The sequence below is a fragment of the Bradyrhizobium sp. USDA 4449 genome (assembly GCF_054056275.1).
Window position 1 is genome coordinate 2,760,095 of record NZ_JBSRYD010000001.1, and the last position, 26,857, is coordinate 2,786,951.

The 26,857-nt window shown below is 64.2% G+C and carries 22 protein-coding genes and 1 tRNA gene; 8 read left to right on the forward strand and 15 right to left on the reverse strand.

The window, feature by feature from the left end; all coding sequences use genetic code 11:
• Nucleotides 1-44: 44 nt before the first annotated feature.
• Both ACVIIW_RS13130 and ACVIIW_RS13135 read right to left on the reverse strand, forming a co-directional pair.
• Nucleotides 45-1,259 carry a CaiB/BaiF CoA transferase family protein gene (locus tag ACVIIW_RS13130; protein ID WP_456701133.1) on the reverse strand — a complete coding sequence of 405 codons (1,215 nt, stop codon included), beginning with the start codon at nucleotides 1,257-1,259 and terminating at the stop codon, nucleotides 45-47.
• On the reverse strand, nucleotides 1,256-2,191 hold the full coding sequence (locus tag ACVIIW_RS13135; protein WP_456701134.1) for a hydroxymethylglutaryl-CoA lyase: 936 nt from the start codon (nucleotides 2,189-2,191) through the stop codon (nucleotides 1,256-1,258). The genes ACVIIW_RS13130 and ACVIIW_RS13135 overlap by 4 nt, the downstream gene beginning before the upstream one ends.
• A gap of 88 nt (nucleotides 2,192-2,279) precedes the next feature.
• On the opposite strand from ACVIIW_RS13135, the gene ACVIIW_RS13140 reads away from it, so the two are divergent.
• Nucleotides 2,280-3,188 carry a GntR family transcriptional regulator gene (locus ACVIIW_RS13140; RefSeq protein WP_456701135.1) on the forward strand — a complete coding sequence of 303 codons (909 nt, stop codon included), beginning with the start codon at nucleotides 2,280-2,282 and terminating at the stop codon, nucleotides 3,186-3,188.
• 546 nt (nucleotides 3,189-3,734) lie between these two features.
• Here ACVIIW_RS13140 and ACVIIW_RS13145 read toward each other — a convergent pair.
• A tRNA-Leu gene (locus ACVIIW_RS13145) sits at nucleotides 3,735-3,819 on the reverse strand.
• Between the two features lie 157 nt (nucleotides 3,820-3,976).
• Between ACVIIW_RS13145 and ACVIIW_RS13150 the strand changes: the two genes are divergently transcribed.
• Complete coding sequence (locus ACVIIW_RS13150; protein WP_456701136.1) at nucleotides 3,977-4,519, forward strand: disulfide bond formation protein B; 543 nt, start codon at nucleotides 3,977-3,979, stop codon at nucleotides 4,517-4,519.
• On the opposite strand, the gene ACVIIW_RS13155 is transcribed toward ACVIIW_RS13150, so the two are convergent.
• The 3 genes from ACVIIW_RS13155 to ACVIIW_RS13165 are packed head-to-tail and all read right to left on the reverse strand — an operon-like array spanning nucleotide 4,520 to nucleotide 8,065.
• Nucleotides 4,520-5,251 carry an ABC transporter ATP-binding protein gene (locus tag ACVIIW_RS13155; RefSeq protein ID WP_456701137.1) on the reverse strand — a complete coding sequence of 244 codons (732 nt, stop codon included), beginning with the start codon at nucleotides 5,249-5,251 and terminating at the stop codon, nucleotides 4,520-4,522. It abuts the gene before it with no gap.
• Nucleotides 5,248-7,017: a branched-chain amino acid ABC transporter ATP-binding protein/permease gene (locus tag ACVIIW_RS13160; RefSeq protein WP_456701138.1), complete on the reverse strand. Its 1,770-nt coding sequence runs from the start codon at nucleotides 7,015-7,017 to the stop codon at nucleotides 5,248-5,250. Before ACVIIW_RS13160 ends, ACVIIW_RS13155 begins: the two co-directional genes overlap by 4 nt.
• A 7-nt stretch (nucleotides 7,018-7,024) precedes the next feature.
• Entirely contained in the window at nucleotides 7,025-8,065 is a 1,041-nt protein-coding gene (locus ACVIIW_RS13165; RefSeq protein WP_456701139.1) for a branched-chain amino acid ABC transporter permease, read from the reverse strand.
• A 177-nt stretch (nucleotides 8,066-8,242) separates the two neighbouring features.
• Between ACVIIW_RS13165 and ACVIIW_RS13170 the strand changes: the two genes are divergently transcribed.
• Entirely contained in the window at nucleotides 8,243-8,764 is a 522-nt protein-coding gene (locus tag ACVIIW_RS13170) for a MarR family winged helix-turn-helix transcriptional regulator (protein ID WP_456701140.1), read from the forward strand.
• 311 nt (nucleotides 8,765-9,075) lie between these two features.
• Here ACVIIW_RS13170 and ACVIIW_RS13175 read toward each other — a convergent pair whose 3' ends face one another.
• The 9 genes from ACVIIW_RS13175 to ACVIIW_RS13215 form a co-directional block, all read right to left on the reverse strand.
• Nucleotides 9,076-10,359, reverse strand: a complete 1,284-nt coding sequence (locus tag ACVIIW_RS13175) for a glycerate kinase type-2 family protein (protein WP_456701141.1) — start codon at nucleotides 10,357-10,359, stop codon at nucleotides 9,076-9,078.
• Nucleotides 10,360-10,560: 201 nt separating this feature from the next.
• Nucleotides 10,561-11,790, reverse strand: a complete 1,230-nt coding sequence (locus ACVIIW_RS13180) for an ABC transporter substrate-binding protein (protein ID WP_456701142.1) — start codon at nucleotides 11,788-11,790, stop codon at nucleotides 10,561-10,563.
• 227 nt (nucleotides 11,791-12,017) lie between these two features.
• Nucleotides 12,018-13,244, reverse strand: a complete 1,227-nt coding sequence (locus tag ACVIIW_RS13185) for an ABC transporter substrate-binding protein (protein ID WP_456701143.1) — start codon at nucleotides 13,242-13,244, stop codon at nucleotides 12,018-12,020.
• Between the two features lie 119 nt (nucleotides 13,245-13,363).
• Nucleotides 13,364-14,593 carry an ABC transporter substrate-binding protein gene (locus ACVIIW_RS13190; RefSeq protein WP_456701144.1) on the reverse strand — a complete coding sequence of 410 codons (1,230 nt, stop codon included), beginning with the start codon at nucleotides 14,591-14,593 and terminating at the stop codon, nucleotides 13,364-13,366.
• Between the two features lie 41 nt (nucleotides 14,594-14,634).
• Nucleotides 14,635-15,654, reverse strand: coding sequence for a branched-chain amino acid ABC transporter permease (locus ACVIIW_RS13195; RefSeq protein ID WP_456701145.1), 1,020 nt, complete (start codon nucleotides 15,652-15,654; stop codon nucleotides 14,635-14,637).
• A 2-nt stretch (nucleotides 15,655-15,656) separates the two neighbouring features.
• A complete protein-coding gene (locus ACVIIW_RS13200) occupies nucleotides 15,657-16,535 on the reverse strand; it encodes a branched-chain amino acid ABC transporter permease (RefSeq protein ID WP_456701146.1) in 879 nt (292 codons plus the stop codon).
• 12 nt (nucleotides 16,536-16,547) lie between these two features.
• Nucleotides 16,548-17,261, reverse strand: a complete 714-nt coding sequence (locus tag ACVIIW_RS13205; protein WP_298875186.1) for an ABC transporter ATP-binding protein — start codon at nucleotides 17,259-17,261, stop codon at nucleotides 16,548-16,550.
• A complete protein-coding gene (locus tag ACVIIW_RS13210; protein ID WP_456701147.1) occupies nucleotides 17,258-18,055 on the reverse strand; it encodes an ABC transporter ATP-binding protein in 798 nt (265 codons plus the stop codon). The genes ACVIIW_RS13205 and ACVIIW_RS13210 overlap by 4 nt, the downstream gene beginning before the upstream one ends.
• Nucleotides 18,056-18,121: 66 nt before the next feature.
• A complete protein-coding gene (locus ACVIIW_RS13215) occupies nucleotides 18,122-18,988 on the reverse strand; it encodes an IclR family transcriptional regulator (RefSeq protein ID WP_456701148.1) in 867 nt (288 codons plus the stop codon).
• Nucleotides 18,989-19,118: 130 nt separating this feature from the next.
• Between ACVIIW_RS13215 and ACVIIW_RS13220 the strand changes: the two genes are divergently transcribed.
• The 5 genes from ACVIIW_RS13220 to pimD all read left to right on the forward strand — a co-directional run bounded on the left by ACVIIW_RS13220 (nucleotide 19,119) and on the right by pimD (nucleotide 26,740).
• On the forward strand, nucleotides 19,119-21,215 hold the full coding sequence (locus tag ACVIIW_RS13220; RefSeq protein WP_456701149.1) for a 3-hydroxyacyl-CoA dehydrogenase NAD-binding domain-containing protein: 2,097 nt from the start codon (nucleotides 19,119-19,121) through the stop codon (nucleotides 21,213-21,215).
• 223 nt (nucleotides 21,216-21,438) lie between these two features.
• Nucleotides 21,439-23,115, forward strand: coding sequence for a dicarboxylate--CoA ligase PimA (pimA, locus tag ACVIIW_RS13225; RefSeq protein ID WP_456701150.1), 1,677 nt, complete (start codon nucleotides 21,439-21,441; stop codon nucleotides 23,113-23,115).
• On the forward strand, nucleotides 23,112-24,299 hold the full coding sequence (locus tag ACVIIW_RS13230) for an acetyl-CoA C-acyltransferase (protein ID WP_456701151.1): 1,188 nt from the start codon (nucleotides 23,112-23,114) through the stop codon (nucleotides 24,297-24,299). Before pimA ends, ACVIIW_RS13230 begins: the two co-directional genes overlap by 4 nt.
• 16 nt (nucleotides 24,300-24,315) lie before the next feature.
• Entirely contained in the window at nucleotides 24,316-25,506 is a 1,191-nt protein-coding gene (gene pimC / locus ACVIIW_RS13235) for a pimeloyl-CoA dehydrogenase large subunit (RefSeq protein ID WP_456701152.1), read from the forward strand.
• A gap of 91 nt (nucleotides 25,507-25,597) precedes the next feature.
• Nucleotides 25,598-26,740, forward strand: a complete 1,143-nt coding sequence (pimD, locus tag ACVIIW_RS13240; protein ID WP_456701153.1) for a pimeloyl-CoA dehydrogenase small subunit — start codon at nucleotides 25,598-25,600, stop codon at nucleotides 26,738-26,740.
• Nucleotides 26,741-26,857: the final 117 nt, after the last annotated feature.

Below are 26,857 nucleotides of genomic sequence, written 5' to 3' on the forward strand. Positions count from 1 at the left end.
GCCTTAGTTCTTGCCTTGGTTCTTGTTGAGCCGGGCCGGCCGGATCAGGACGGCGCAACCTTGATCGTGCCCTGCTTGCGCAGCGCTTCGATCTCATCCGGCGACATGCCGATCTCGCTGAGGATCTCGCTGCTGTGCTCGCCGATCCCGGGAGGATCATAGCGATTGGGCAGACGCATTCCGTCCATGGAAACCGGCAACAGCGGCGTCTTGGCATCGCGGCCGTCAGGAAGCCGAATGTCGGTCAGACCACCCGACCGGTTGAGATGCGGATCGTCGAAGAGATCGCCGGGCTTGTTCACCGGGGCGTAAGGCAGATCGAGCTGCTCGAGCCGCGCGGCGAGATCGGCCTTGTCCCATTGCTTGAATATCTCAGCGATCTCCGGGATCAGCCAGTTGCGATGATCGACGCGGCCGTTGCTGGTCGCAAAGCGGGGATCGGAGAGCCAGGCTTCGCGACCGAAGGCGCGGCAGAACGCCTCCCACTGCTCTTCACCGACGATGGTGACGAACAGTTTCGAGCCATCCCTGGTGTCGAAGAGGTCGTAAACCGGCCACGGGCTGTCCTTGATCGAATATGGAACGGACGGCTGGCCGCTGACCACCTCGCACATCATCGCCTGCGCCATCAGGAAGACGTTGTTCTCATAAAGGGCGCTCTGGATGTAGCGGCCCCGTCCGGTGCGCTGCCGCTCGGCGAGCGCAGCCTGGATCGCGATCACCCCGAACATGCCGCCCATGACGTCGTTGACGGAAGCGCCCGCGCGCATCGGCCTGTCGGGCAAACCGGTCATGTAGGCGAGGCCGCCCATCATCTGCACGACTTCGTCGAGCGCGAGACGGTTCTCGTAAGGCCCGGGCAGATAGCCCTTGAGCGAGCAATAGATCAGGCGCGGTGCAAAGGTCGCGACGCTCTCGTAGTCGAGGCCGATCCGCTTCAACAGGCCTGGCCGGAAGTTCTCGATCAGGACGTCGCTGCTGGCAATCAGCCTGCGTGCGATGTCCTGGCCCTGCGCGCTTGATGTGTCCAACGCGATGCTGCGCTTGTTGCGGCTGTAGGTCGCAAAGAAGCCGGCCGCAGGCCCCTTGAAGGTGCGGGTGCGGTCGCCCTTGGGCGGTTCGACCTTGATCACGTCGGCACCGAGGTCGGCGAGGATCAGCCCGCAGCTCGGCCCCATAACCATCTGGCTGAACTCGATCACGCGAAGGCCGGCCAACGGTCGAAGCTCAGATGCCGTCTCACGCGCAGCCATGGTCATGCCGCCCTCTGCAGGACCTTGGGAATTCCGGCCTCGTGCAGATGGCCGGTCAGATGGTTCGCCGGAATGTGGCGGGCGAGAATCTCGCGCGTCTGCATCAGGCGGTCGAGGTCGATGCCGGTGGAGAGCCCCATACGCTCCAGCATGAACACCAGATCCTCGGTGACGATGTTGCCGCGCGCGCCCGGCGCGAACGGGCAGCCGCCGAGGCCCGACACCGCGGCATCGAATCGGCGTATGCCGGCTTCGAGCCCGGCGACGGCATTGGCAAGGCCCGCGCCGAGCGTGTCGTGCAGATGCAGCCGCAGCGACATTTGCTTTCCGACCTCACGCTGCACGGCGGCCACGATCTGCCGGATCGATGTGGGCGTCGCATAACCGACGGTGTCGGCAAGCCCGATCTCGTCGGCGCGGGCCTCCGCGAAGGCGCGCGCGACCCGGCATACGGCGGCTTCGCTCACCTCGCCCTCCAGCGAGCAGCCGAACGCGGTGGAGATCGCGCCCACCAGTTGCGGCCGCTGACCCACCGGGCGAGCATCGATCACGGTACGCACCGCGCGAAAGCCCTCGATCTGCTCGTCGATCGTGCGGCGCACATTGGCGCGGTTGTGCGTCTCGCTGGCCGAAATCACGAAATAGATGGCGTTGACGCCGGCCGAGATGGCGCGTTCGGCGCCCTTCACGTTGGGCGCCAGTGCGCCGATGGTCGCGGCATCGTGCGTGAGCGCATGCGCCATCACCGCATCAACGTCGGCGAATTGCGGCACGACCTTCGGCGGCACGAAAGAGCCGGCATCGATCTCGCGCACGCCGGCGGCGGCGATCGCATCGATCAGCGCACACTTGGCTTCCGTCGGAACGAAGACGGCCAGGTTCTGCAGGCCGTCACGCGGAGCGACTTCGCAGATGTGGACGTCGGGCGCGCGCGCCATCGGGGCTCTCCCTGCTCGATTGTATATTGTTGCATTAAAGAACAATCCATGGGACAGTCTGTCAAGCCCTAAAACTGCGTGCAATGCAATGACGGCCACCCAGAGTTCCCGACGTTCCCACGGCAAAGCAGGTTCCGAGCGCGCCGAGCACGTCGCCGGCCTGATCATGGCGCTCGCCCGGCGCGACGGCATGAAGGCCGGCGATCGCCTGATCGAGCAGAGGCTGGCGGATGCGCTCGACCTGTCCCGCGCGCCGATCCGGCTCGGGCTGAAGGCACTGGAAGCCGCAGGCCTTGCGCGCGGCGAGCCGCATCGCGGCTTCGTGCTGGCGAAGAATCCGACCAGCGGCGCGGCCCAGCCGGCGCTCGCGGCGGTCAGACGCGGCGAACAGATTTATGCGAGCATTGCCGGCGACGTTCTGACGCGGCGGCTCTCGGCCGACGTCACCGAGGCAGAGTTGATGCGCCGGTATGATCTGAGCCGGGCCGATCTGCAGCGTTTGCTCGATCGCATCGCGGCCGAGGGGTGGATCGCGCGCTTGCCGGGCTATGGCTGGCGTTTTGCGGAGTCAGTGTCGAGCCCGGCCGCGCAGGCGCAGGCGATGGCCTTTCGCGTGGTGATCGAGCCGGCGGCGATGGCGCAGCCGGGCTACGCACTATCGTATGAGGTGATCGCGCGGCTGCGGGAGCGGCAACAGCGGGTCCTCGACGGCGAATTCGAGAAGATGACCATCGGCGAGGTTTACCAGTCGGGCTGCGATTTCCACGAGGAGATCATCCGCGGTGCCGGCAATCCCTTCTTCCTCGAAGCGCTCAAGCGCGTGAACTCGATCCGCCGCTTGTTCGCCTATCGCAGCTTCGCCGACCGTGAAGGCATGCGCCGACACGTGCGCGAGCACCTGCGCTTGCTCGACCTGTTGGAAGGGCGCCACTTTCCGGAAGCAGCTGAGCTGATGACGCGGCATTTGCAGCGCCCGCTAGTCGAAGGCCTGTCTTGATGATCTTCGCGCCGCTGGGAAACTATTGATCCAAGCTGCCATGGGTCAACACACGATCACCAACCGACGTCAGCACTGATGGAGAAGCTTATGCGTCGAATCCCCGTCGCGATTTCGTTGCTTGCGCTCACAGGGGGCCATAAGCCTTGGAATCTCGACAGGGCACACCGAGCCCTCCCTGCTTCCGATCGGAGCGAGGGTCGGGGATTTGGACCTTTCACCTGTTTATCGTTGGTCCGACTCTCTGCCAGAGCGACCGGGGCTCATGCCGCGCAAGGAGACGGGGCCAGCACAGCCCGAACAACAAGCGCAGGTCTTGCCAACGGATCCTCTCATCGTTCCGGTGGGCCGTCTGCTCGATTTCGTCGTTCGGAATAAGAGAAATCAGCTGCGATCTCTGATTCTCGAGGCCACAAAAATACCAACAAATCGGACGGCGTGGGGCCAGTGTTTCGCTCGTGTCTTCAATGAGTCTTGGAGATTTTCCGAAAAAGATGGAAATCCAACCAATGGTTTAGGTTGCTGATAACATTAGCAATTTTTTCTTGGTGCCCCTGGCCGGAATCGAACCAGCACTCCTTGCGGAACTCGATTTTGAGTCGAGCGCGTCTACCAGTTCCGCCACAGGGGCCCTCGGTCGGCCCCTCCGATGGAGGGCGTCGCGAAGCCGGCGGACTATAGCCATGGGGAAGACGGGGTCAACCCGCGCCAAAGTGATACCCGATGTTCTCGACAGGGGCTTGGGTCGGGGCTAGAGCCTTGAAGCCAGCCCCACCTGAAGAGGCCCCGTGACGACCCAGAGTGCCGCAATGCCCGCGTTTCGCCCCGCTGTCGGCGGCCCGGCGCTGACCGCCGCGCTGGCCGTGACCGTGATCGCGGCTGCGACGATCGCGGGGGCCTGGTTTTTTCAGCTCGTTCTGGGGATCATGCCCTGTCCGCTCTGCCTCGAGCAGCGCTACGCCTATTACCTCGCGATCCCGCTCGGGGCGCTCATGGTGCTGGCGGCGCGGGGCGGGGCGCCGCGGCCGCTGCTGCTGGCCGGGCTCGCGATCCTCGCGCTGGCAACGCTCGCCAATGCCGGGCTCGGCACTTACCATTCCGGCGTCGAATGGGGGTTCTGGAAAGGGCCAACCGATTGCTCCGGTCCGATCGTCAATCTCGGCAGCGCCGGCGACCTGCTGTCGCGGCTCGACACCGTCAAGGTGGTGCGCTGCGACGAGGTGCAGTGGCGCTTCCTTGGCCTCTCGCTTGCCGGCTACAATGTGCTGATCTCGCTAGCGATGGCCGCGATCGCGGCCTGGGGCTTCGTGCGGACGGCGCGGCGCGCCTAGCTAGATGGCGCTCGCGCCTTCGTGCTCGAAACCGAGATAGCTTGCCGCCACCCGTTCGTTCGCCGCGATATCGCTCGCCTTGCCGCTGAGCACGAACTCGCCGAGCTCCATCACATAGGCCTGGTCGGCGATCTTCAGCGCTGCCTGGGCATTCTGCTCGACAAGCAGCACAGAGACGCCGCTGGCCTTTAGCTCGGTGACGATGCGGAAAATGTCGGCGACGATGATCGGCGCGAGGCCGAGGCTCGGCTCATCCAGCATCAGCAGCTTTGGTTCGCCCATCAGCGCGCGGCCCATCGCAAGCATCTGCTGCTCGCCGCCGGACAAGGTGCCGGCGAGCTGTTTGCGGCGCTCCTTGAGGCGCGGAAACAGCGTGTAGATCCGCTCGATCGAGCCCCGCGCCCTGCTCCGCTCGATGCGGAAAGCACCTAACTCGAGATTGTCCTCGACATTCATGGTCACGAACAATTCGCGGTGCTCAGGGACCAGGCCGAGGCCCATCGCGACGCGATCCTCGATGTCGAGCCGGGCCAAATCCTGGCCGGCAAAGTTGACGCGACCCTTGAGCGGGAGGATGCCCATGATGGCCGATAGCAGCGTGGTCTTGCCCGCGCCGTTGGCGCCGACGATGGTGACGATCTCTCTCGCGCCGACTTCGAGCGCAACCGAGCGCACCGCTTCGACCTTGCCGTAGGCGACATGCGCGTCGGTGACCGATAACAGCGCGCTCATGCCGCCACTCCGAGATAGGCCTTGATCACTTCGGGATTGGTCTTGATCGTGGCGGGCGTTCCTTCCGCTATCTTGGTGCCGAAATCCAGCACCACGATGCGGTCGGCGAGGTTCATCACGAAGCCCATGTCGTGCTCGACCAAAAGGACGCTCATGCCGCCGTCGCGCAGATCGCGCAGCAGCTTCGCAAGCTGTTGCTTCTCCATGTGACGCAGGCCGGCTGCCGGCTCGTCGAGCAGCAGCAGCATCGGGTCGACGCACAACGCGCGCGCGATCTCGACGATGCGCTGCTGGCCGAGCGAAAGGCTGCCTGCAAGCTGATGCATCTGCTCCGCGAGACCGACGCGCTCGATCTGGCGGGCGGCCTCCGCCAGCAGTTTGGCTTCATCGGCGCGGTCGAGCCGCAGCATCGCGGCGAGCGGCCCGGAATGACCGCGAAGATGCGCACCGATCGCGACATTCTCCAGCACGGTCATGTCGGGCACGAGCTTGACGTGCTGGAAGGTCCTGCTGATGCCGAGCTTGACGATCTCCTGCGGTGGCGCGCGGTCCACCCTTTTGCCGAGCACCGAGATCGAGCCCGAGGTCGCCGACAGCACGCCGGTGATCAGGTTGAAGGTCGTGCTCTTGCCGGCACCGTTCGGTCCGATCAGGGCGACGATCTCGCGGGCCTGGACGTCGAACGAAACATTGTTGACCGCGACCACGCCGCCGAACTGTTTCCGCGCTTTTTCGACTTGGAGCAACACGCTGCCCTCGGCCCGCGAGCGGGTGCGCTGTTCGAGTTTCAGCGAGGTGTCAGGCTTCTTGCCGCCCCTGCGTTCGGGCAGCAGCGACATCAGCCACGGCCACACCCCGCCGGGCGCGAGCTGGAGCAGGGCCACCAGCATGATGCCGAACACGATGGTCTCGACTTGGCCGGAGCCGGGCAGGATCAGGGGCAGATAGCTCTGCAGCACCTCTTTCAGGATGACCACGATCGCTGCGCCCAGCACGCCGCCCCAGACATAGCCGGCGCCGCCGACCACCGCGATGAACAGATATTCAATGCCGGCCTGCGCGCCGAACGGCGTCGGGTTCACCGCGCGCTGGAGGTGCGCATAGAGCCAGCCGGAGAGGCCGGCGAGCACGGCGGCGTGGATGAACACCAGCATTTTTGCGCGCGGGGTCTGCACGCCGAACGCTTCCGCCGCGACATGCCCGCGCCGCAGCGCGCGAATGGCGCGGCCGGTGCGGGAGTCCAGCAGGTTCATGGTGACCAGCGCCGAGAGGATCACCGCGACCCAGATCGCAAAGTAGATCGAGGCGGGATCGAGCATCCTGAACGAGCCGATCGACAGCGGCGGGATCGCCGAGATTCCGTCGTTGCGTCCCAGGAATCCGAGTTTGCTGAAGAGGTAGAACAGGCCAAGCCCCCAGGCCAGCGTGCCGAGCGGCAGATAATGCCCGGAGAGGCGCACCGTGATCAGACCGAGCAGCACCGCGAGCAGCCCGCTGACCACGAGCGACAGCGGCAGCGTCAGCCAGGGCGACAGCCCGTAAGCGGTCGTGAGCAGCGCCGTGGTGTAGGCGCCGAAGCCGACAAAAGCCGCCTGGCCGAACGAGGTGAGGCCACCGACGCCGGTGAGCAGCACGAGGCCCATCGCGACCAGCGCGGAAAGACCGATATTGTCGAGCAGCACGATCCAGAACGGTGGCATGCCCGGAACGAACGGAATCGCCGCCATAACGAGTGCGAAGACGAGGATGGGAAGCCGGCTCTGCATGTTGGTGTCAGTCCTTCTCTTCCTCGACCGCAGGCGCCGCGAGCGAGCGCAGCAGCAGCACGGGGATCAGGAGCATGAACACGATCACCTCCTTGTAGTTGGAAGCATAGAAGGACGAGAACGCCTCGACGATGCCGACGAACAGCGCCGCGACGGCAGTCAGCGGATAGCTGACGAGACCGCCGATGATCGCGGCCACAAAGCCCTTCAACCCGATCAGGAAGCCGCTGTCATAGTAGAGCGTCGTAATCGGCACGATCATGATGCCGGACAGCGCGCCGATGACGGACGCCAGAAGGAAGGCGATCTGGCCCGATAGCGTGGTGCGGATGCCGGCCAGCCGCGCCCCTAACCGGTTGACGGCGGTGGCGCGCAGCGCCTTGCCGTAAAGCGTCAGGCCGAAGAACAGCCAGAGGCCGACGATGAAGGCGACGGTGATGCCGTAGACCGTGATGCTCTGGCCGGTGAAGCGCAGCGAGCCCGCGGTGAAGGCGCCGGAGAGCACGGCCGGTCCGCGCTGGCCCTCGGCGCCGAAGAACAAGAGCCCCAGCCCTTGCATCGCCAGATGGACGCCGACCGAGGCGATCAGCAGCACCAGCACCGAAGTGTGCGCCAGCGGCTGGAACGCGATGCGGTAGAGATAGAGGCCGATCATCGCCACGATCACCAGCGACAGTGCGATGCAGACCGCGACCGGCGGCTTCTGGGCGGCGAAGTAGATCGTCAGCGCCAACACGATCGCCGGCAGCACGATGTTGGCGAGCACGCTGCGCAGGATCAGCCGGCCATGTAGCGCCTTGCGCGCGACGAACAGGTCGAACGCGCAGGCACCTATGCCCATGGCCAGCGCCAGCTTGGCCGTGCCCGGCATCTGGCCCGACGCCAGCGAGGCATAGGTCAGCGCGCCATAGGTGACGAACTCGCCCTGGGGGATGAGGATGACGCGGGTGACGGCGAACACGAGCACCAGCGCCAGGCCGAGCAGCGCATAGATCGCGCCATTGGTGATGCCGTCCTGTAGCAGGAACAGCATGATGGTGGTGTTCAAGACCGGACGCTCCCCCTCGAAGATTGGGGACCCGTCTCCGCGCTTGCGGTGGATGGTCCCTCACAGCCATTGAAATACGCTGACGATATTTGATATGATCCATAACAATTATCAAATATAACATCAAGGGTGGGAAACGACCCGTCCCGAATTTAGCGGGATTGCGAGCATGAGGCGATGACCGTTTCGAAAAGCGCTGAGAAGTCCTCCGAAAAACCCGGCGAGGCCACCAAAGGCCGCAAGGATGCGCCCGAGGGCCTGCCCGAAGCCCTCCAGCTGGGCGAGCTCTCCGAACAGCTCGGCTACGTGCTGAAACGGGCGCAGCTCAAGGTATTCGAGAATTTCCTGCGCTGCATGGCCTCGCTCCAGCTCACGCCGGCGCAGTTCTCGGTGCTGTTGCTGGTCGAGAAGAACCCGGGCCGGAACCAGACCGAGATCGCCTCCACCCTCGGTATCCTCAGGCCGAATTTCGTCGCCATGCTCGACAATCTCGAGAGCCGCGACCTCTGCGCCCGGATCCGCTCCACCAACGACCGGCGTTCGCACATCCTGGTGCTGACCGATAAGGGCAAGGCGGTCCTGACGCGCGCCAAGAAGCTCGTCGCCACCAAGCACGAGTCGCGGCTCAACGAGCTGCTCGGGCAAGCCAACCGCGAAGCGCTGCTGCACATGCTGTCGAAGATCGCCAACGAATTTTGAGGGTTGCGCCGCTGCGAACCGGTCGGCCAGTGCAGGCGTCTCCGCGGAGAGGAAGCGGCGCACGCGAGCAGCTCGCCGAGCGCGAGCGGATCGAGGTCTGCGTCCTAGTCGCTCTCAGCCATGCGCGGTGTCCCCGAACGCGCATTAGGGCAGGCGACGGTGAAATGAGCCCCATCATTTGTCCAAACACCGGGCTTGTTGCGCGAGCTTACAGGCGGCGCGGCCAGTCGCCAAATCCGCGGCCTGCGGCGTGGATTCAGAGATCGCTCACCATGGCGACGCCTGGGACTCAACCTGGCAGGCGGCAGGTATCAGTCGACCAGGATCACCCTGATGTCGTTCACATTGGTCAGCGTCGGGCCGGGCATCAGCAGATCGCCGGTCACCTCGAAGAACGTCGTCGCGTCGTTGTTGTCGAGATAGGCTTGTGGCTGAAGTCCCTCCGCCTCCATCCTGGCGAAGGTCGCCGCGTCGATCAGCGCACCGGCGGGATCGGTGGGGTTGCCCGCGCCGCCGTCCGCGCCGTCGGTGTCGCCGGCAAGCGCCGAGATGTCGGGCGTATTCTTCAACAGTGAGGCCAGCGCCAGCGCGTATTCCTGGTTTGGGCCGCCGCGGCCATTGCCTCGCACGGTCACCGTGAGCTCGCCGCCGGACAGGATCGCGACGCGCTTGCCCTGCGCCCGGGCGGCAAGCGCGAGCCTAGCGTGATCGGCGGCGACCTCGCGGGCCTCGCCCTCGAGATCGGCGCCGAGATCGATGGTCTCATAGCCCGCGTCCTTGGCGAGCTTCACCGCAGCGTCGAGCGATTGCTTGGGCCGCGCGATCAATTCGAAATGCGCGCGGGCAAAGGCGGCGTCGCCGGGTTTGCAGCTTTCATTGGCGGGATCGTCGAGCGCGCGCCGTACGGCGTCGTCGATGGCGAGCTTGTACTTTGCAACGATCGCGCGTGCGTCGGCCAGCGAGGTCGGATCGGGCACGGTGGGACCCGAGGCAATCGCGGAGGGATCGTCGTGCGGCACATCGGAGATCGCCAGCGTCACGATCTCGGCGGCATTCTTGCCGGCGCGCGCCAGCCGCCCGCCCTTGATGCGCGAGAGATGCTTTCGCACGACATTCATCTCGCCGATCGGCGCGCCCGAGCGCAGCAGAGCCTTGTTGACCGCCTGCTTCTGCGCAAAGCTGATCCCATCGACCGGCGCGATCCAGTTCGCCGAGCCGCCCCCGGTGAGCAGCACCAGCAGCAGATCGTCAGGACCGGCTTCGCCTGCGAGCGCGAGCGTGTCGGCCGCACCCTTCAGGCCGGCCTCATCGGGCACGGGATGGCCGGCTTCGACGATTCGGATGCGGCGGGTCGGCGCGCCGTAGCCGTGGCGCGTGGTGGCGATGCCGACGAGGCGCTCCGGAGCCAGCTTGAGGGCATCGAGATAGTGCCGTTCCGCGGCGGCGGCCATCGCGGCGGCGCCCTTGCCGGCGGCAAGGCAGATCACCCGGCCCTTCGGAGCGGGGCGCAGATGCGGCGCCAGGATCGTATTCGGATGGGCCGCGGCAACGGCGGCGTCGTAGAGCGCGCGGAGCAAGGGACGTCGGTCGGTCATGACGATGGCCTTCGGCAAACTCGTGAGCAGACTAGAGCTGTGGCGAGAACGTCGCCATTCCCCTGCCTAGCGCATCGGACGCGAAAGGGTAAGCTTGCTTTACCATCATTCGGTTGTGCAATCGCGTGATGATAATCGGCATGCAGCAAAACCCCCTGCGATCGTCTCGCAGGGGGGCTGCTTCTCTGCGCGTCGGAGCGGCTAGCCGCCGACGTCGGCGCTGATCACGTCGCCGAACAGATCCCACTTCTCGCCCTTGAACTTCTCGAGCTGAAGCTGGCTGATCGGCGCAAAGTCGGTCGGCGAGGTGTTGATCTGGATACCGGGCAGCAGCACCTCGGTGCGGAAGTTCTTCAGGCTGGCGGCCTGTTTCATGACGTTCGCGCGGGTGAGATCGTCGCCGCACTGCTTCAACACCTGGACCAGGGTCTGCGCCACGCCGTAGCCGACGATGGTGCCGTGGTCGAGCTTGTCGCCTTCGGGGAAGTATTTGGTCATGAAAGCGAGAAATTCCTTCATGCCGGGGTCGTTGTTCCACTGCGGATCCGAGACGTCTTTCAGATAGTCGGCGGAGATGATGTCCTGCGCATTCTCGAAGCCCGCGGGCTTGAGGACGCTGCCGACGGAGCCGGAGACGTTGTTGAGGAAATGCAGCGGCTTCCAGCCGACCTCCGCCACCTTCTTGATCGCCTGCGCCGCGAATTTCGGCGTCGTGATGTTCATGAACACGTCGGCGCCGGTCGACTTCAGCTTGACGATGTGGCTGTCGATGGTCGGCTCGGTGGTCTCGTAGCTTTCCTCCGCAACGATCATCGAGGACGCCTTGGAGCCGAGGCCGTCTTTCAGGCCCTTGAGATAGTCCTTGCCGTAATCGTCGTTCTGGTAGAGCACGGCGATCTTGGCGTCGGGCTTGTTCTTCAAAAGCCATTTCGCGTAGATCTGCGTCTCGCTCTGGTAATTGGGTTGCCAGCCCATCGTCCAAGGGAAGTTCTGCGGATCGTTCCACTTGGTGGCGCCGGTGGCGACGAACAGTTGCGGTACCTTCTTGGTGTTCATGTATTTGTGGATCGCCGAGTTCGACGGCGTGCCGAGCGAATTGAAGATCAACAGCACTTCGTCGCTTTCGACCAGCTTGCGCGCTTGCTCGACTGCCTTCGGCGGCGAGTAGGCGTCATCGTAGGAGATGAAGTTGATCTTGCGGCCGTTGATGCCGCCCTCGTCGTTGATCTTCTTGAAATAGGCGGCTTCGGTCCGTCCGATGATGCCGTAGGCGGAGGCCGGTCCGCTGTAGGGCATGATGTTGCCGATCTTGATCTCGCTATCGGTCGCGCCGGTATCGTATTTCTTCTGGGCGGACGCGATGGAGGTCGAGGCCGCAATGAGCGCGAGCGCCAGTGACGCGGCCGCAAGCTTGCCGGTGACAGCGGGCATTCCAATCTCCCTTTTTCCTTGGTGTGTGCGCTCCTTTTCTTGGCTTCATTGTTCTTGAGCCGCGCGAGGCCAATTCAATACGATTTGGCTTGGGCCTTCAACAGAAAGCCCCCCGCGAGGTCGTCGCAGGGGTTGCGTCTTTAGTAGTCAGGAGCGCCTGTGCAACTGCGAGAAGGGTGGGGACCTTCCTGGTTGCTTCACATCCATCGAGCCATTCTGAGTTGCCGTTAACGAGCGGGCTCGCTCGAAATGACGTCGCCGAACAATTCCCAGGCCTTGCCCTTGAACCGCATCATCTGAAGCTGCTCGATCGGCGCGAAATCGTCGGGCGCGGTGTTGATCTTGATGCCGGGAAGCAGCGTGTCTGGCGCGAAATCGTGCAGGCTCGCAGCCTGCTTCATGACGTTGTCGCGGGTCAGATTGTCGCCGCACATCTGCAGCACCTTCACCATGGTCTGTGCGGCGGCGTAACCGAACACCACGCCGGCGTCGAGCTTGTTGGCCTTCGGATCGTACTGCGCGACGAAGTCGTAGAACTTCCTCATGCCGTCATCCGCATTCCATTGCGGGTCGGAGCCGTCCTTGATGTAGCTCGCCGACAAGATGCCTTGCGAGATCTCGAAGCCCGCGGGCTCGATCACTCCCCCGACCGACGCAGACACGTTCGAGATGATGTGGACGGGGTGCCAGTTGATCTCGGCCGCCTTCTTGATCGCCTGCGCGGCGAATTTCGGCGTGGTGACGCTGATGAACACGTCGGCGCCCGCGGCCTTCAGCTTCACGATGTGCTCGTCGATCGCGGGCTCCGATGTGTCGTAAGCCTCCTCGATCACGATCATCGAGGCCTTGGCGCCGAGGCCGTCCTTCAGCCCGTTCAGATAGTCCTTGCCGAAATCATCGTTCTGGTAGAGCACGCCGATCTTTGCGTCCGGCTTCTCCGTCATGATGTACTTGGCGTAGACCTTCGCCTCGCTCGCGTAGCTCGGCTGCCAGCCCATCGTCCAGGGATATTGCTTCGGGTCGTTCCACTTCGAGGCGCCGCTCCCCACGAACAATTGCGGCACCTTCTTCTCGTTCATGTATTTGCGGATGGCGCCGTTGGTCGAGGTGCCGAGCGAGCCGAAGATCAAGAGCACATTGTCGCTCTCGACCAGCTTGCGGGCCTGCTCCACCGTCTTCGGCGGCGAGTACCCATCATCGTACGAGATAAATTTGACCTTGCGGCCGTTGATGCCGCCCTCGGCATTGATCTTGTTGAAATAGGCTTCCTCGGCCTTGCCGATCGCGCCGTAAGCGGAGGCTGGTCCGCTATAGGGCATGATGTTGCCGATCTTGATCTCGGTATCCGAGGCGCCGTTGTCGTAGGCTTTCTGCGCCAGGGCGGGATTGCCCATCGCAGTGCACAACGCGAATGCGGCCGAAAACGCCGCAACCTGAAATCGAACGACGGTCATCGCTCTCCCACCTCACCTGGATCGGCGCCGCATTGAACAAGATTGATCCGTGACGTCAACAAGAAGCCCCCACGATCGCTCGTGGGGGCCTCGTCAGTTTGGACCATTGCGACGACGCGTTATTCCGGAGCGACGTCGCCGTTCATGATGTCGCCGAACTGTTCCCACTTCTCGCCCTTGAAACGCTGCATCTGCAGCTGGCTGATCGGGGCGAAGTCGTTCGGACCGGTGTTGATCTTGACCCCGGGCAGCAGCGTGTCCGGCGTGAAGTCCTTCAGGCTCGCCGCCTGCTTCATCAGATTGGCGCGGGTGAGATCGTCCCCGCACTGTTCCAATGCCTTGACCAGCGTCTGAGCGGCGCCGTAGCCATAGACGACGCTGGAGTCGGTCTTGTCGGCGCCGGGCATGTACTTGTCGAGGAACTCGACCCACTTCTTCATGCCGGCATCGTCGGCCCAGCGCGGATCGGCGCCGTCCTTGGCGTAAGCCGCCGACAGCACGTCCTGCGAGGCTTCGAAGCCCGCAGGCTTCATCACGCTGCCGACCGAAGCCGACACGTTGGTGATGATCTGGAGCGGCTTCCAGCCGAGCTCGGCGGTCTTCTTGATGGTCTGGGCGCCGAACTTCGGCGTCGTGTAGATCAAGAGCACGTCGGGATTGGCGGCCTTGATCTTGACAATGTGGCCGTCGATCGACGGCTCGGAGACCTCATAGCTCTCTTCCATGATGATCATGGACGAGGCTTTGGCGCCAAAGCCGTCCTTGGTGCCCTTGAGGTAGTCTTTGCCGAAATCGTCGTTCTGATAGAGGATCGCGACCTTGGCGTCGGGCTTCTCCTTCATCAGCCACTTCGCGTAGATCTGCGCTTCGCTCTGGTAGGACGGCTGCCAGCCCATGGTCCAGGGAAAGTGCTTCGGGTCGTTCCACTTGGTCGCGCCGGTGGCGACGAACAGCTGCGGCACCTTCTTGGCGTTCAGATATTTCTGGATCGCGGTGTTGGAGGGCGTGCCCAGCGGGTTGAACACGGCGAGTACCTCGTCGCTTTCGACCAGCTTGCGGACCTGCTCGACCGCCTTCGGCGGTGAATAGCCGTCATCATAGGTGACGTAGACGATCTTGCGGCCGTTGATGCCGCCCTTGTCGTTGATCATCTTGAAATAGGCTTCTTCGGTCTTGCCGATGATGCCGTAGGCCGACGCCGGACCGCTGTACGGCATGATGTTGCCGATCTTGATCTCGGTATCGCTCGCGCCGGTGTCGTAGGTCTTCTGAGCGAATGCTGCGCCGGAGGTGAGGGTCGCGAGCGCCGTTACAAGTGCGGCGGTTCGCAGTGTTCTTCCGAAAGGCAATTGGGTCTCCTTGGTTAGACAAACAGTGTTGACGAGCGTTTTCAGCTTTTTCTGAGCCGTCCGGCGAGTTGCTGGCCCATGATCGCGAGTTGCCTTGCCCCGTGCGGCACGAGGTAGATGACGAGGAACAGGAGCACGCCGAACACGGCGCCGGAGAGGCCCTTGGAAATGCCCTCCGCGATGTTGGGCACGAAGATGATGAAGGCGGCGCCGACGATCGAGCCGGGCAGCCAGCCGACGCCGCCGACGACCATGCCCAGGAACAGCTGGATCGCGAGCGTGATGGTGAAGCTGTCGGGCGCGACGAACTGCACCGCGATCGCGCTGAGGCCACCGGCGACGCCGGTGATGCCGGCCGAGACGCCGAAGGCGAGCGTCTTGTACAGCGCGACGTTGACGCCCATGGCCGAGGCCGCGATCTCGTTGTCGCGGATCGCCATGAAGGCGCGGCCCGAGCGGGAGCGCAGCAGGTTGACCGAGAAAATGTAGATCGCGAGCACGACGACGAGCGTAAAATAGTACAGCCACATGTCCTGCGACATCTTCAGGCCGAACGGCGCGTCGGGCTTGGTGACGACGAGGCCTTGCACGCCGCCGGTCCAGGGCTCGAGGAAGTTCAGCTTGAGGAGCTGCGGCATCGCAGTGGCGAGCGCGAAGGTGGCAAGCGCGAGATACACGCCGGAAAGCCGCAGCGCCGGCTGGCCGAACAGGAAACCCGCGCCAAAGCACAGCACGCCAGCGACCGGCAGGCACAGGAAGTACGGGATGTTGAATTGCTCCATCATGACCGCGGTGATGTAGGCGCCGATGCCGTAGAACGCGCTTTGGCCGAGCGAGAACTGGCCGCTTCCGCCGGTCAGGATGTTCAACGCCAGCACGGCGAGGCCGAGATAGAGCAGCTGGGTCAGCTGGAAGATCACGAAGTTCTTCGCAAACACGGGAACGACGAGGAGCAGCAGCAGCACCACCACGGAGGTGCCCGTGCCCAGCGTCATGGCCCGTTTCGGAACAGCCTCGACTGCCTCGTTGCCTTGGGCGGCGACTTCTTCTGCGGCGCTCATGATCAAACTCGCTTGACGATGTGCCGGCCGAACAGGCCAGCGGGTTTGACGACCAGGACGGAGATGATCAGCGCGAGCGCGATCGGGAGCTTCAGCTCATTGCCGACGCCGGGGATATAGGTGCCGGCGAGGTTCTCGAAGATGCCGACCAGGAAGCCGCCGACCACGGCGCCGAAGGGGCTGGTCAGTCCGCCGAGCACGGCTGCGGCGAAGCCGTAGATCAGCACGCCGCCCATCATGTTGGGCTCGAGGAACACGACAGGCGCAATCAGCATGCCGGCGATCGCGCCGATCGCGGTGGCCATGCCCCAGCCGAGCGCGATCATCCAGCTCGTGTTGATGCCGACGAGGCGGGCCGATTCAGGCACGGAGGCGGCCGCGCGCATCGCAAGGCCGATCCTGGTGTACTGGAAGAAGAAATACAGACCGAGCAGCAGCAGCACGGTGACGCCGATCATGCCGGCCTGGTGGGTCGAGATCAGCTGGCTGCCCAGGAACGGCGCGGAGCCGAACGGGGTCGGATATTGCTTGATGGTGAAGTCCCAGATCAGGCCGGCCGACGAGTTGATGATCGCGAACAGCGCGATGAAGCCGGCGACGTTGGTCAAGACAGGCGCTTTCGCCAGCGGCTTGAACAGGATGCGCTCGATGGCGATGCCGGCGACGAAGGAGAAGAGCAGCGTGATCAGGAAGGCGCCCCAATAGGGCACGCCCCACTTCATCAGCTGCCAGGAGATGAAGGTCGAGAACATCGCCATCTCGCCTTGCGCGAAGTTGAGATGGTCGATGGCCTGGTAGATCATGACGACCGCGAGCGCCATGCAGGCGTAGATCGCGCCCGTGGCAATGCCGGCCAGGACCTGGTTGGTAAACAGTTCCATCGTGCCGGCTCCTCAGTAACCCAGATAGGATTTGCGGATTTCTTCGTTGTTCGCGATGTCCTTGGCATTGCCCGACATCACGATACGGCCGGTCTCGATCACATAGGCCTGGTCGGCGAGTTCGAGCGCAAGCTGGGCGTTCTGCTCGACCACCAGGATCGACACCTTGTCCTCGCGGTTGATCTTGCCGAGGATGCCGAACAGGTCGCGCACGACGAGCGGCGCAAGCCCAAACGACGGCTCATCGAGCAGCATCAGCCGCGGCCGCAGCATCAGCGCACGCGCAACCGCGAGCATCTGCTGCTCGCCGCCCGAGAGCGTGCCGGCCTGCTGGGTATGCCGCTGCTTCAGAACCGGGAAATGCGCGTACATGCGCTCGATGTCGGAGACGATGCCGGCATTGTCCTTGCGGGTGATGGCCCCGAGCTGGAGGTTCTCCTCCACCGTCATGGTGGTGAAGGTGCCGCGGCCCTGCGGCACGTGGGCGATGCCGAAGCGCACGATGCTTTCGGTGGAGCGGTTGTTCAGCGGCTTGCCGTCGAACTCGATGCCGCCGGTGGAGCGCACCATGTTGCAGATCGCGCGCAGCGTGGTGGTCTTGCCGGCGCCATTGGCGCCCAGCAGCGTCGTCAGCGAGCCCTCGTTGAGCGAGAAGGTGAGGCCATGGAGCGCCTGGACCTGGCCGTAATAGGCGCGCAGGTCCTTGACGTTGAGCAGAACAGTCATTGGTCCTTGCTCCCGAGATAGGCCTTGATGACGTCGGGGTCCGCCTGCACCTGGGCGGGCGTGCCTTCCGCGAGCTTCTTGCCGAAATTCAGCGCGACGACGTGGTCCGCGATCGACATCACGAGGCCCATGTGATGCTCGACCAGCAGCACCGTCATGTGGCGCTCGTCACGGATTTTGCGGATGAGGTCGCCGAGCACGTAGACCTCTTCATGGTTGAGACCGCCGGCGGGCTCGTCGAGCAGCAGGATCTTCGGGTCTGCCGCGAGTGCCCGCGCCAGCTCGACGCGCTTCTGCGTGCCGAAGGGCAGGCCGGAGACGGTGGTGTGGGCGACCTCCTCGAGGTCGAGATAGGCGAGGATCTCGCGCACCTTGTTGTTCACGCCGGTTTCGCTGCGGCGAATCCAGGCCAGGCGCAGCGAGTCGCTGATGATGTCGCTGGAGGTACGGGCGTGGGTGCCGACGCGGACATTGTCCATCACCGACAGGTTCGGAAACAGCGCCACGTTCTGGAAGGTGCGGCCGATGCCGATCTCGGCGATCCGGTGCGGCGGTCGATTCAGGATGCTCACACCCTCCATCAGGATGTCGCCGGATGACGGCTGGTAGAGGCGTGAGAGGCAGTTGAAGAGCGTGGTCTTGCCGGCGCCATTGGGGCCGATCAGTCCGAGGATCTGGCCCTTATGCATGTCAAAGGACACGCCGTTGAGCGCGACGATGCCGCCGAACACGACGCTGACGCCGCGAACGGCAAGCAGGGGCGATGTCCCCTGCGCGAGCTGTGCCTGCGTCATGTCGTCTCGCCCACAGACATCAGTGGGCGAACGGGCGACGCGAGTCGCTCCCTGACACGACAAAGGCTATCTGAACCCCTCGGCCACACGCGCAACTTTTCCTCCTGATTTCAGCTTTTTGCTGACTTCATTTTTGGATTGCGGCATCAGACCCCCAAGCGCCGCTTCGATGTTCCTTACCATCGCCAGCAAGCGCGGTCCAATGTCGTTGATCAATCGCTCTTCCGTGAAGCGGAATGCGGGGGCGCCGCAATTGAACGCGTAGGGACCGGTTCCGTCGTTGAGCTTGAGCGCAACGCCGGCTGCGCCGATGTCGTCGTGCCAGTCGCCGACGGAGATCGCGAAGCCATGCTTGGCAACCGTCTCGCCGGAACGCTCCAGGCCGTCGCGCATCTTGGGCCACCGGCTGCCGTAATGCTCGCGCAGTTCGCGCAGCAATTCGGTGCGCTCGTCATCGTTCAGCGCCCAGAAATAGGCGCGCCCCATCGCGGTGGTTGCAATCGGCACGCGCGATCCGACGTCAAGTTGAACTCCGACCGTCTCGGTGCCGCGGCTCTGCCCGAAATAGATCATGCTTTGGCGATCGCGGCCGCCGATTGCGACGGCGCCCCCCGTCGCGCGCATCACGTCCTCGCGAAACGGTTCCGACAAATGCCGAACGCCGAGATTGGCCAGCGCGGCGTAACCGAGCGCCATTGCGGCGGGCGCCAGCTGATACTTTTCGAAACGGGGAACCGGTGTCAGATAGCCGAGCTTTGTCAGCGTGTAGGTCAGCCGCGACACCGTCGGCTTCGGCAGGTTGGTGCGGGAGGCAATCTCCTGATTGCCGAGAAGTCCGTCGCTCGGTTGGAATGCTCGCAATACATCAAGCCCGCGGGAAAGCGCGACGACGAAATTCCGATCGGTCGCGGTCTTCTTTCCTGTACGCTTCATCCCTGATCTGCTTCTTGCGCGGAGTCGTTGACAAGCCACGTGCTTCAAAATAACCCTGCCGTCAAGATGCGGAATTAAATTCCGCACCGCGAAATCGAACAAAAGTAAATCCCCACCAAGGAGGGAAGCCGTGAGCGAAGTGGTCAAGCTTGAGCGTCATGACGAAGTCGGGATCGTCACGGTCAATAGCCCTCCAGTCAATGCGCTGAGTGCCGCAGTTCGTGGCGGTATCTTGGAGTGCATGAAGGCCGCGATCGCAGATCCCGCCATCAAGGGCATCGTGCTGACCTGCGCCGGCCGTACCTTCATCGCGGGCGCCGACATCACCGAGTTCGGCAAGCCGCCGAAGGCCCCCGCGCTCAACGACGTGCTGGCGGAGATCGAGAACTCGCCCAAGCCGGTCGTGGCCGCAATTCACGGCACCGCGCTCGGCGGTGGCCTCGAAGTGGCGCTTGCCTGTCATTTCCGCGTGGCCGTGAAGGAAGCCAAGCTCGGCCTGCCCGAGGTGAAGCTCGGCCTGTTACCGGGCGCCGGCGGCACCCAGCGCCTGCCGCGCGCGGTCGGTCCCGAGCTCGCGGTCAAGATGATCGTCGGTGGGGATCCCATCGGTGCGGCTGAAGCGCTCAAGACCGGCTTGATCGAGGAGATCGTCGAAGGCCCGGCCTCCGGCGGAGAAGCCTTCGTGCGCAAGCTGCTGGCCGAGAAGCGCCCGCTGCGCCGGCTGCGCGACGATGATTCAAAGATCGCGGCAGCGAAGGCCGATCGCTCGATCTTCACCAATGCGGTCGCGGCCATGACCAAGAAGGCGCGCGGCCTGGAAGCGCCGTTCGCCGCTGCCGACGCGGTCGGCTACGCCATCGACCTCCCGTTCGACGAAGGTCTGAAGAAGGAGCGCGAGGGTTTCCTCAAGCTCGTCGCCAGCGACCAGTCCAAGGCGCAGCGTTACGCCTTCTTCGCCGAGCGCGAAGCCGCCAAGATCGCAGGCGTGCCCGAAGGCACCAAGTCGCGCCCGGTCAACCGTGTTGCCATTCTCGGCGCCGGCACGATGGGCGGCGGCATCGCGATGTCCTTTGCCAATGCCGGCATCCCCGTCACCCTGATCGAAACAGGCGAGGAGCAGCTCAAGCGCGGCATGGGGATCATGCAGAAGAACTGGGAAGCGACCGCCGCCCGCGGCGGCATTCCGGCCGATGCGCCCGCCAAGCGCATGGCGCTGATCAACGGCGTCGTCGGAATCGAGAATGTCGGCGATGCCGACCTCGTCATCGAAGCGGTGTTCGAGACCATGGCGGTGAAGCAGGAAGTGTTCGGCAAGCTCGACAAATACGCCAAGCAAGGCGCCGTGCTCGCGTCCAACACCTCGTACCTGAACATCGACGAGATCGCGAAGGCGACCAAGCGTCCACAGGACGTGCTCGGCATGCACTTCTTCTCGCCGGCCAACGTCATGAAGCTGTGCGAGATCGTGCGCGCCGACAAGACCGCACCGGATGCGCTGGTTACCGCCGTGAGCATCGCCCGCAAGATCGCGAAGGTGCCGGCCGTGGTCGGCGTCTGCGACGGTTTCGTCGGCAACCGCATGCTGGCGCAGCGTGGCAAGCAGTCCGAGAAGCTGTTGTTCGAGGGCGCGCTGCCGCAGCAGGTGGACGCTGTCGTCACAAAATTCGGCATGCCGATGGGCCCGTTCGCGATGGGCGACCTCGCCGGCCTCGACATCGGCTGGCGCTCGCGTAAGGACCGCGGCATCAAGTCGGAAATCGCCGACGCGCTGTGCGAAGCCGGCCGCTTCGGCCAGAAGACCGGCAAGGGCTACTACAAGTATGAGCAGGGCTCGCGCGCGCCGATGCCGGATCCCGAGGTCGAGAAGCTGATCGACGAGACGCTGCTGCGTCTCGGCCGCAAGAAGCGCGTCGTCAGCGACGACGAGATCCTCGAGCGCATGATGTATCCGATGATCAACGAAGGCGCGAAGATCCTCGAAGAGGGCATCGCGGCACGCCCCTCCGACATCGACGTGGTCTGGCTCTACGGCTATGGCTGGCCGATCTATCGCGGTGGCCCGATGTTCTGGGCCGACAGCGTCGGCCTCAAGCATATCGCCGACCGTCTTTCCTACTACGCCAAGGAAACCAACGACCCCAGCCTCGAGCCCGCCCCGCTGCTGAAGAAGTTGGCTGCCGAAGGCAAGACGTTCGCGTCGCTGGCGGCCGAGTCGAAGGCGGCGTGAACAGGTTGGGCTCGGTGATCACGAATGCCTTTCCAGGGCAGCGCTCTCTCCGTTCCGTCCCCCCTCGTGGGGGAGGGGCGGGGAGGGGGGAAGCCCCGGGCGAGGTCGGCGCTTGTGGCCACCCCCTTGCTCAACCCTTCCCCACAAGGGGGAGGGGAGCCCATCCGCCGGTGCCCACCTCACACGGCCCGGCTACTACCGCTTTGCAGAGTATCGATCGCCCATGACCCATCCCGGCGAACAGTTTTACCCTGAGGGCGTGCATTGGGACGACAGCATCGTCCAGGGCACGCTGCCCGACCTGCTCTCGACGGCCGCCGCAACTTACGGCCCGCGCATCGCGCTTGAATTTCGCGATCGTCCGATCACCTATGCCGAGCTGGCCGCTCAGGCCGAGCGCGCGGCGGCCGCGTTCCTGCGCGCCGGCTGCGGCAAGAACAGCTCCGTCGCGCTGTTCCTCGGCAATACGCCGGACCATCCCGTCAATTTCTTCGGCGCGCTGAAGGCAGGCGCCCGCGTCGCGCATCTGTCGCCGCTCGACGGCGAGATCGCGCTGACGCACAAGGTCTCCGATTCCGGCTCGCGCCTGCTCGTCACCTCGAACCTCCAGGCCTTGTTGCCGACCGCTCTGAAATTTCTGGAGAAGGGGCTGATCGATCGCCTGGTCGTCTGCGAGGACGACAGCTGGGGCAAGGCCGGCACGCCGCAGGCGGCGATCCCCGATGATCCCCGCATCGTCACCTTCAAGGCCTTCGTCGAGGGCGCGCCGCTGCCGGCACAATGGCCCGCAGTTTCGGTCGATGACGTCGCCTTGCTGCAATATACTGGCGGCACCACCGGCCTGCCGAAAGGCGCGATGCTTACGCATGGAAATCTCACCTCGGCGGTGTCGATCTACGACATCTGGGGCAAGCCGGCCCGTGAGGCGCGTGGCGACGTCGTCGAGCGCGTGATCTGCGTGCTGCCGCTGTTCCACATCTATGCGCTCACCGTGGTGTTGCTGTCGTCGCTCCGCCGCGGCAATCTGATCTCGCTCCACCAGCGCTTCGACGTCGAAGCCGTGATGCGCGACATCGAGGTCAAGCGCGCGACCTATTTCCCCGGCGTGCCGACGATGTGGATCGCGATCGCGGCACTGCCCGATCTCGACAAGCGCGACTTCTCCTCGCTCACCGCGATCGGCTCCGGCGGCGCACCGCTGCCGGTCGAGGTCGCGAGCTTCTTCGAGCGCAAGGTCGGCAAGAAGCTGAAGAGCGGCTGGGGCATGACCGAGACCTGCTCGCCCGGCACCGGCCATCCGCCCGTCGGACCCGACAAGCCCGGCTCGATCGGGTTGATGCTGCCCGGTATCGAGCTTGACGTCGTCTCGCTCGAAGATCCCACCAAGGTGTTGCCGCCGGGCGAAGTCGGCGAGATCCGCATCAAGGGCCCGAACGTCACCAGAGGCTACTGGAATAGACCCGCCGGATCCGCGGAGGCTTTCGTCGACGGCCGCTTCCTCACGGGGGATATCGGCTATGTCGACACCGACGGCTATTTCTTCCTGGTCGACCGCAAGAAGGACATGATCATCTCGGGCGGCTTCAACGTCTATCCGCAGATGATCGAGCAGGCGATCTACACCGTTCCTGGCGTGCATGAAGTGATCGTGCTCGGCATTCCCGACCCCTATCGCGGCGAGGCCGCGAAGGCCTTCATCAAGCTGAAGCCGGGCGCCAAGCCGTTCTCGCTCGACGAGCTGCGTGCGCAGCTTGCCGGCAAGGTCGGCAAGCACGAAATGCCGGCGGCGGTCGAATTCGTCGACGACCTGCCGCGCACGCCGGTCGGAAAATTGTCGCGCCACGAACTGCGCCAGCAGCAGAAAACATCACAATCCACGCAACCAGGAGGTCGCTCTTGACCGACGCCGTCATCGTTTCCACCGCCCGCACGCCGATCGGCAAGGCCTATCGCGGCATGCTCAACGCCACCGAGGGCGCGACGCTGCTCGGTCACGCCATCAGCGAAGCCGTCGCGCGCGCAAAAGTCGATCCGAAGGAGATCGAGGACGTCGTGATGGGCGCCGCCCTCCAGCAGGGCGCGACCGGCGGCAACATCGCGCGCAAGGCGTTGCTCCGTGCCGGCCTTCCCGTGACGGTCGCCGGCACCACGATCGACCGACAGTGCGCCTCGGGCCTGCAGGCGATCGCGCTGGCCGCGCGTTCGGTGATCTTCGACGGCGTCGAGATCGCGGTCGGCGGTGGCGGCGAGTCGATCTCGCTGGTGCAGAACGACAAGATGAACGGCTTCCACGCCCAGGATCCGGCGCTGCTCAAGATCAAGGGCGAGGTCTACATGCCCATGATCGACACCGCCGAAATCGTCGCCAAGCGCTACGGAATTTCGCGCGAACGCCAGGACGAATATTCGCTGGAGAGCCAGCGCCGCACCGCAGCCGCGCAGCAGGGCGGCAAGTTCAAGGACGAGCTCGCGCCGATCACCACGCAGATGGCGGTTACCGACAAGGCGACCGGCACGGTCTCGATGAAGGAAGTGACGCTATCCCAGGACGAAGGTCCACGCCCCGAGACGACGCTCGAAGGCCTTGCCGGCCTCAAGCCCGTGCGCGGCGACGGCTTCTCCATCACCGCCGGCAATGCCAGCCAGCTCTCCGACGGCGCCAGCGCCTCGGTGATCATGAGCGACAAGGAGGCGGCGAAACGCGGTCTCAAGCCGCTCGGCATCTTCCGCGGCTTCGTCTCGGCCGGCTGCGAGCCCGATGAGATGGGCATCGGCCCGGTGTTTGCCGTGCCGCGCCTGCTCAAGCGCCATGGCCTCAAGGTCGACGATATCGGCCTCTGGGAGCTGAACGAAGCCTTCGCGGTGCAGGTGCTCTATTGCCGCGACAAGCTCGGCATCGATCCTGACAAGATCAACGTCGATGGCGGCGCGATCTCGGTTGGCCATCCCTACGGCATGTCCGGCGCACGCCTGACCGGCCACGCCCTGATCGAAGGCCGCCGTCGCAAGGCCAAGTACGCGGTCGTCACCATGTGCGTCGGCGGCGGCATGGGCGCGGCTGGTCTGTTCGAAATTTTGCAGTAATTCATAGGAGGATCCGATGGATCTCGCATTCACGAAAGAAGAGCAGGCGTTTCGCGAGGAAGTGCGTTCATTCTTCCGCGAGAACGTGCCGCCGGATACGCGGCGCAAGCTGGTCGAAGGCCGTCACCTCTCGAAGGACGAGATGGTGACGTGGTGGCGCATCCTCAACAAGAAGGGCTGGGGCGTCAGCCATTGGCCCAAGCAGTATGGCGGCACGGGTTGGACCTCGGTGCAGCACTACATCTTCAACGAAGAGCTGCAGTCCTATCCGGCGCCGCAGCCGCTCGCCTTCGGCGTCAGCATGGTCGGCCCCGTCATCTACACCTTCGGCAATGAAGAGCAGAAGCAGAAGTATCTGCCGCGCATCGCCAATGTCGACGATTGGTGGTGCCAAGGCTTCTCCGAGCCCGGCTCCGGTTCGGACCTCGCCTCGCTCAAGACGAAAGCGGAGCGCAAGGGCGACAAGTGGATCATCAACGGCCAGAAGACCTGGACCACGCTGGCCCAGCACGCCGACATGATCTTCTGCCTCTGCCGCACCGATGCGTCCGCCAAGAAGCAGATGGGCATCTCCTTCATCGTATTCCCGATGAAGTCGAAGGGCGTCACCGTGCGCCCGATCCAGACCATCGACGGCGGCCACGAGGTCAACGAAGTGTTCTTCGACGACGTCGAGGTTCCCTACGAAAACCTGATCGGCGAAGAGAACAAGGGCTGGGATTACGCCAAATTCCTGCTCGGCAACGAGCGCACCGGCATTGCGCGCGTCGGCGTCTCCAAGGAGCGGCTGCGCCGTATCCGCGACCTCGCCGGCAAGGTCGAATCGTCAGGCAAGCCGATCATCCAGGACGCGGCGTTCCGCGAGAAGCTGGCGGCCTGCGAGATCGAGCTGAAGGCGCTCGAGCTGACGCAGCTGCGCGTCGTCGCCGATGAAGGCAAGCACGGCAAGGGCAAGCCCAATCCGGCGTCCTCGGTGCTGAAGATCAAGGGCTCCGAGATCCAGCAGACCACCACCGAGCTGCTGATGGAAGTGATCGGCCCGTTCGCCGCGCCCTACGATGTGCACGGAGACGACGGCTCGAACGAAGCCATGGACTGGACCGCCCAGATCGCGCCGAGCTACTTCAACAACCGCAAGGTCTCGATCTACGGCGGCTCCAACGAGATCCAGCGCAACATCATCGCCAAGGCGGTGCTGGGATTGTGACGCTCTCTCCTCGCCCTCTCCCCGTTCTTACGGAGAGGGTAGGGGTGAGGGGCCTCTCTCCGTGCGAGATTTATGACCTAGGGAAACAGAGATGGATTTTGATTTGACCGAGGAGCAGCGGCTCCTGAAGGACAGCATCGACGGCCTGCTGACCGATTGCTACGATTTCGAGAGCCGCAAGAAGTACATGAAGGAGAAGGGCGGCTGGAGCAGAGCCGTCTGGGGCAAGCTCGCCGAGCAGGGCCTGCTTGGTCTGCCCTTCAGCGAGGCCGATGGCGGCTTCGGCGGCGGCGGTGTCGAGACCATGATCGTGATGGAAGCGCTCGGCAAGGCTCTGGTGCTCGAGCCTTATCTCGCGACCGTCGTGATCGGCGGCGGCTTCCTGCGCCACGCCGGCACCGACGCGCAGAAGGCCGCGCATATCCCCGGCATCGTCGACGGCAGCAAGACGCTGGCGTTTGCCCAACTCGAGAAGAACTCGCGCTACGATCTGTTCGACGTCGCCACCACGGCGAAGAAGAAGGGCGACGGCTGGGTCATCGACGGCGAAAAATTCGTCGTGCTCAACGGCGAGAATGCCGACACGCTTGTCGTCACTGCGCGCACCAGGGGCAGCCGCCGCGACACGTCAGGCATCGGCGTGTTCCTGGTCCCCGCGGATGCCAAGGGCGTCACCAAAAAGTCCTACCCGACCCAGGACGGCCTCCACGCCGCCGACATCACCTTCACCGGTGTCGAGGTCGGCGCGGATGCGGCGATCGGCAATCCCGATGACTCGCTGGCCCTGATCGAGCGCGTGGTGGACGAAGCCCGCGTCGCGCTATGCGCGGAAGCGGTCGGCCTGATGGACGAATCGCTCAAGACCACGGTCGAGTACATCAAGACCCGCAAGCAGTTTGGCGTCGCGATCGGCTCGTTCCAGTCGCTGCAGCACCGCGCCTCCGACATGTTCGTCGCCGCTGAGCAGGCGCGCTCGATGTCGATGTTCGCGACCATGGCGAGCGATTTCGAGGACGCACACGAGCGCTCCAACGCGATCGCTGCGGCCAAGGCGCAGATCGGCAAGTCGCTGAAATTCGTCGGCCAGCAGTCGATCCAGCTCCACGGCGGCATCGGCATGACCATGGAGGCGAAGATCGGCCACTACTTCAAGCGCCTGACCATGATCGAGAACACCTTCGGCGACACCGACTACCACCAGCGCCGCGTCGCGGATTCGGGTGGGTTGATCTAGATCTCTGCTTCGTCATTGGAGCGGAGCGAAGCAATCCAGAATCTATCCGCGGAGATAGTCTGGATTGCTTCTCGCGTCGGTCCTTGCAATGACGGAACAAGCGGCATCAGCGGAGCA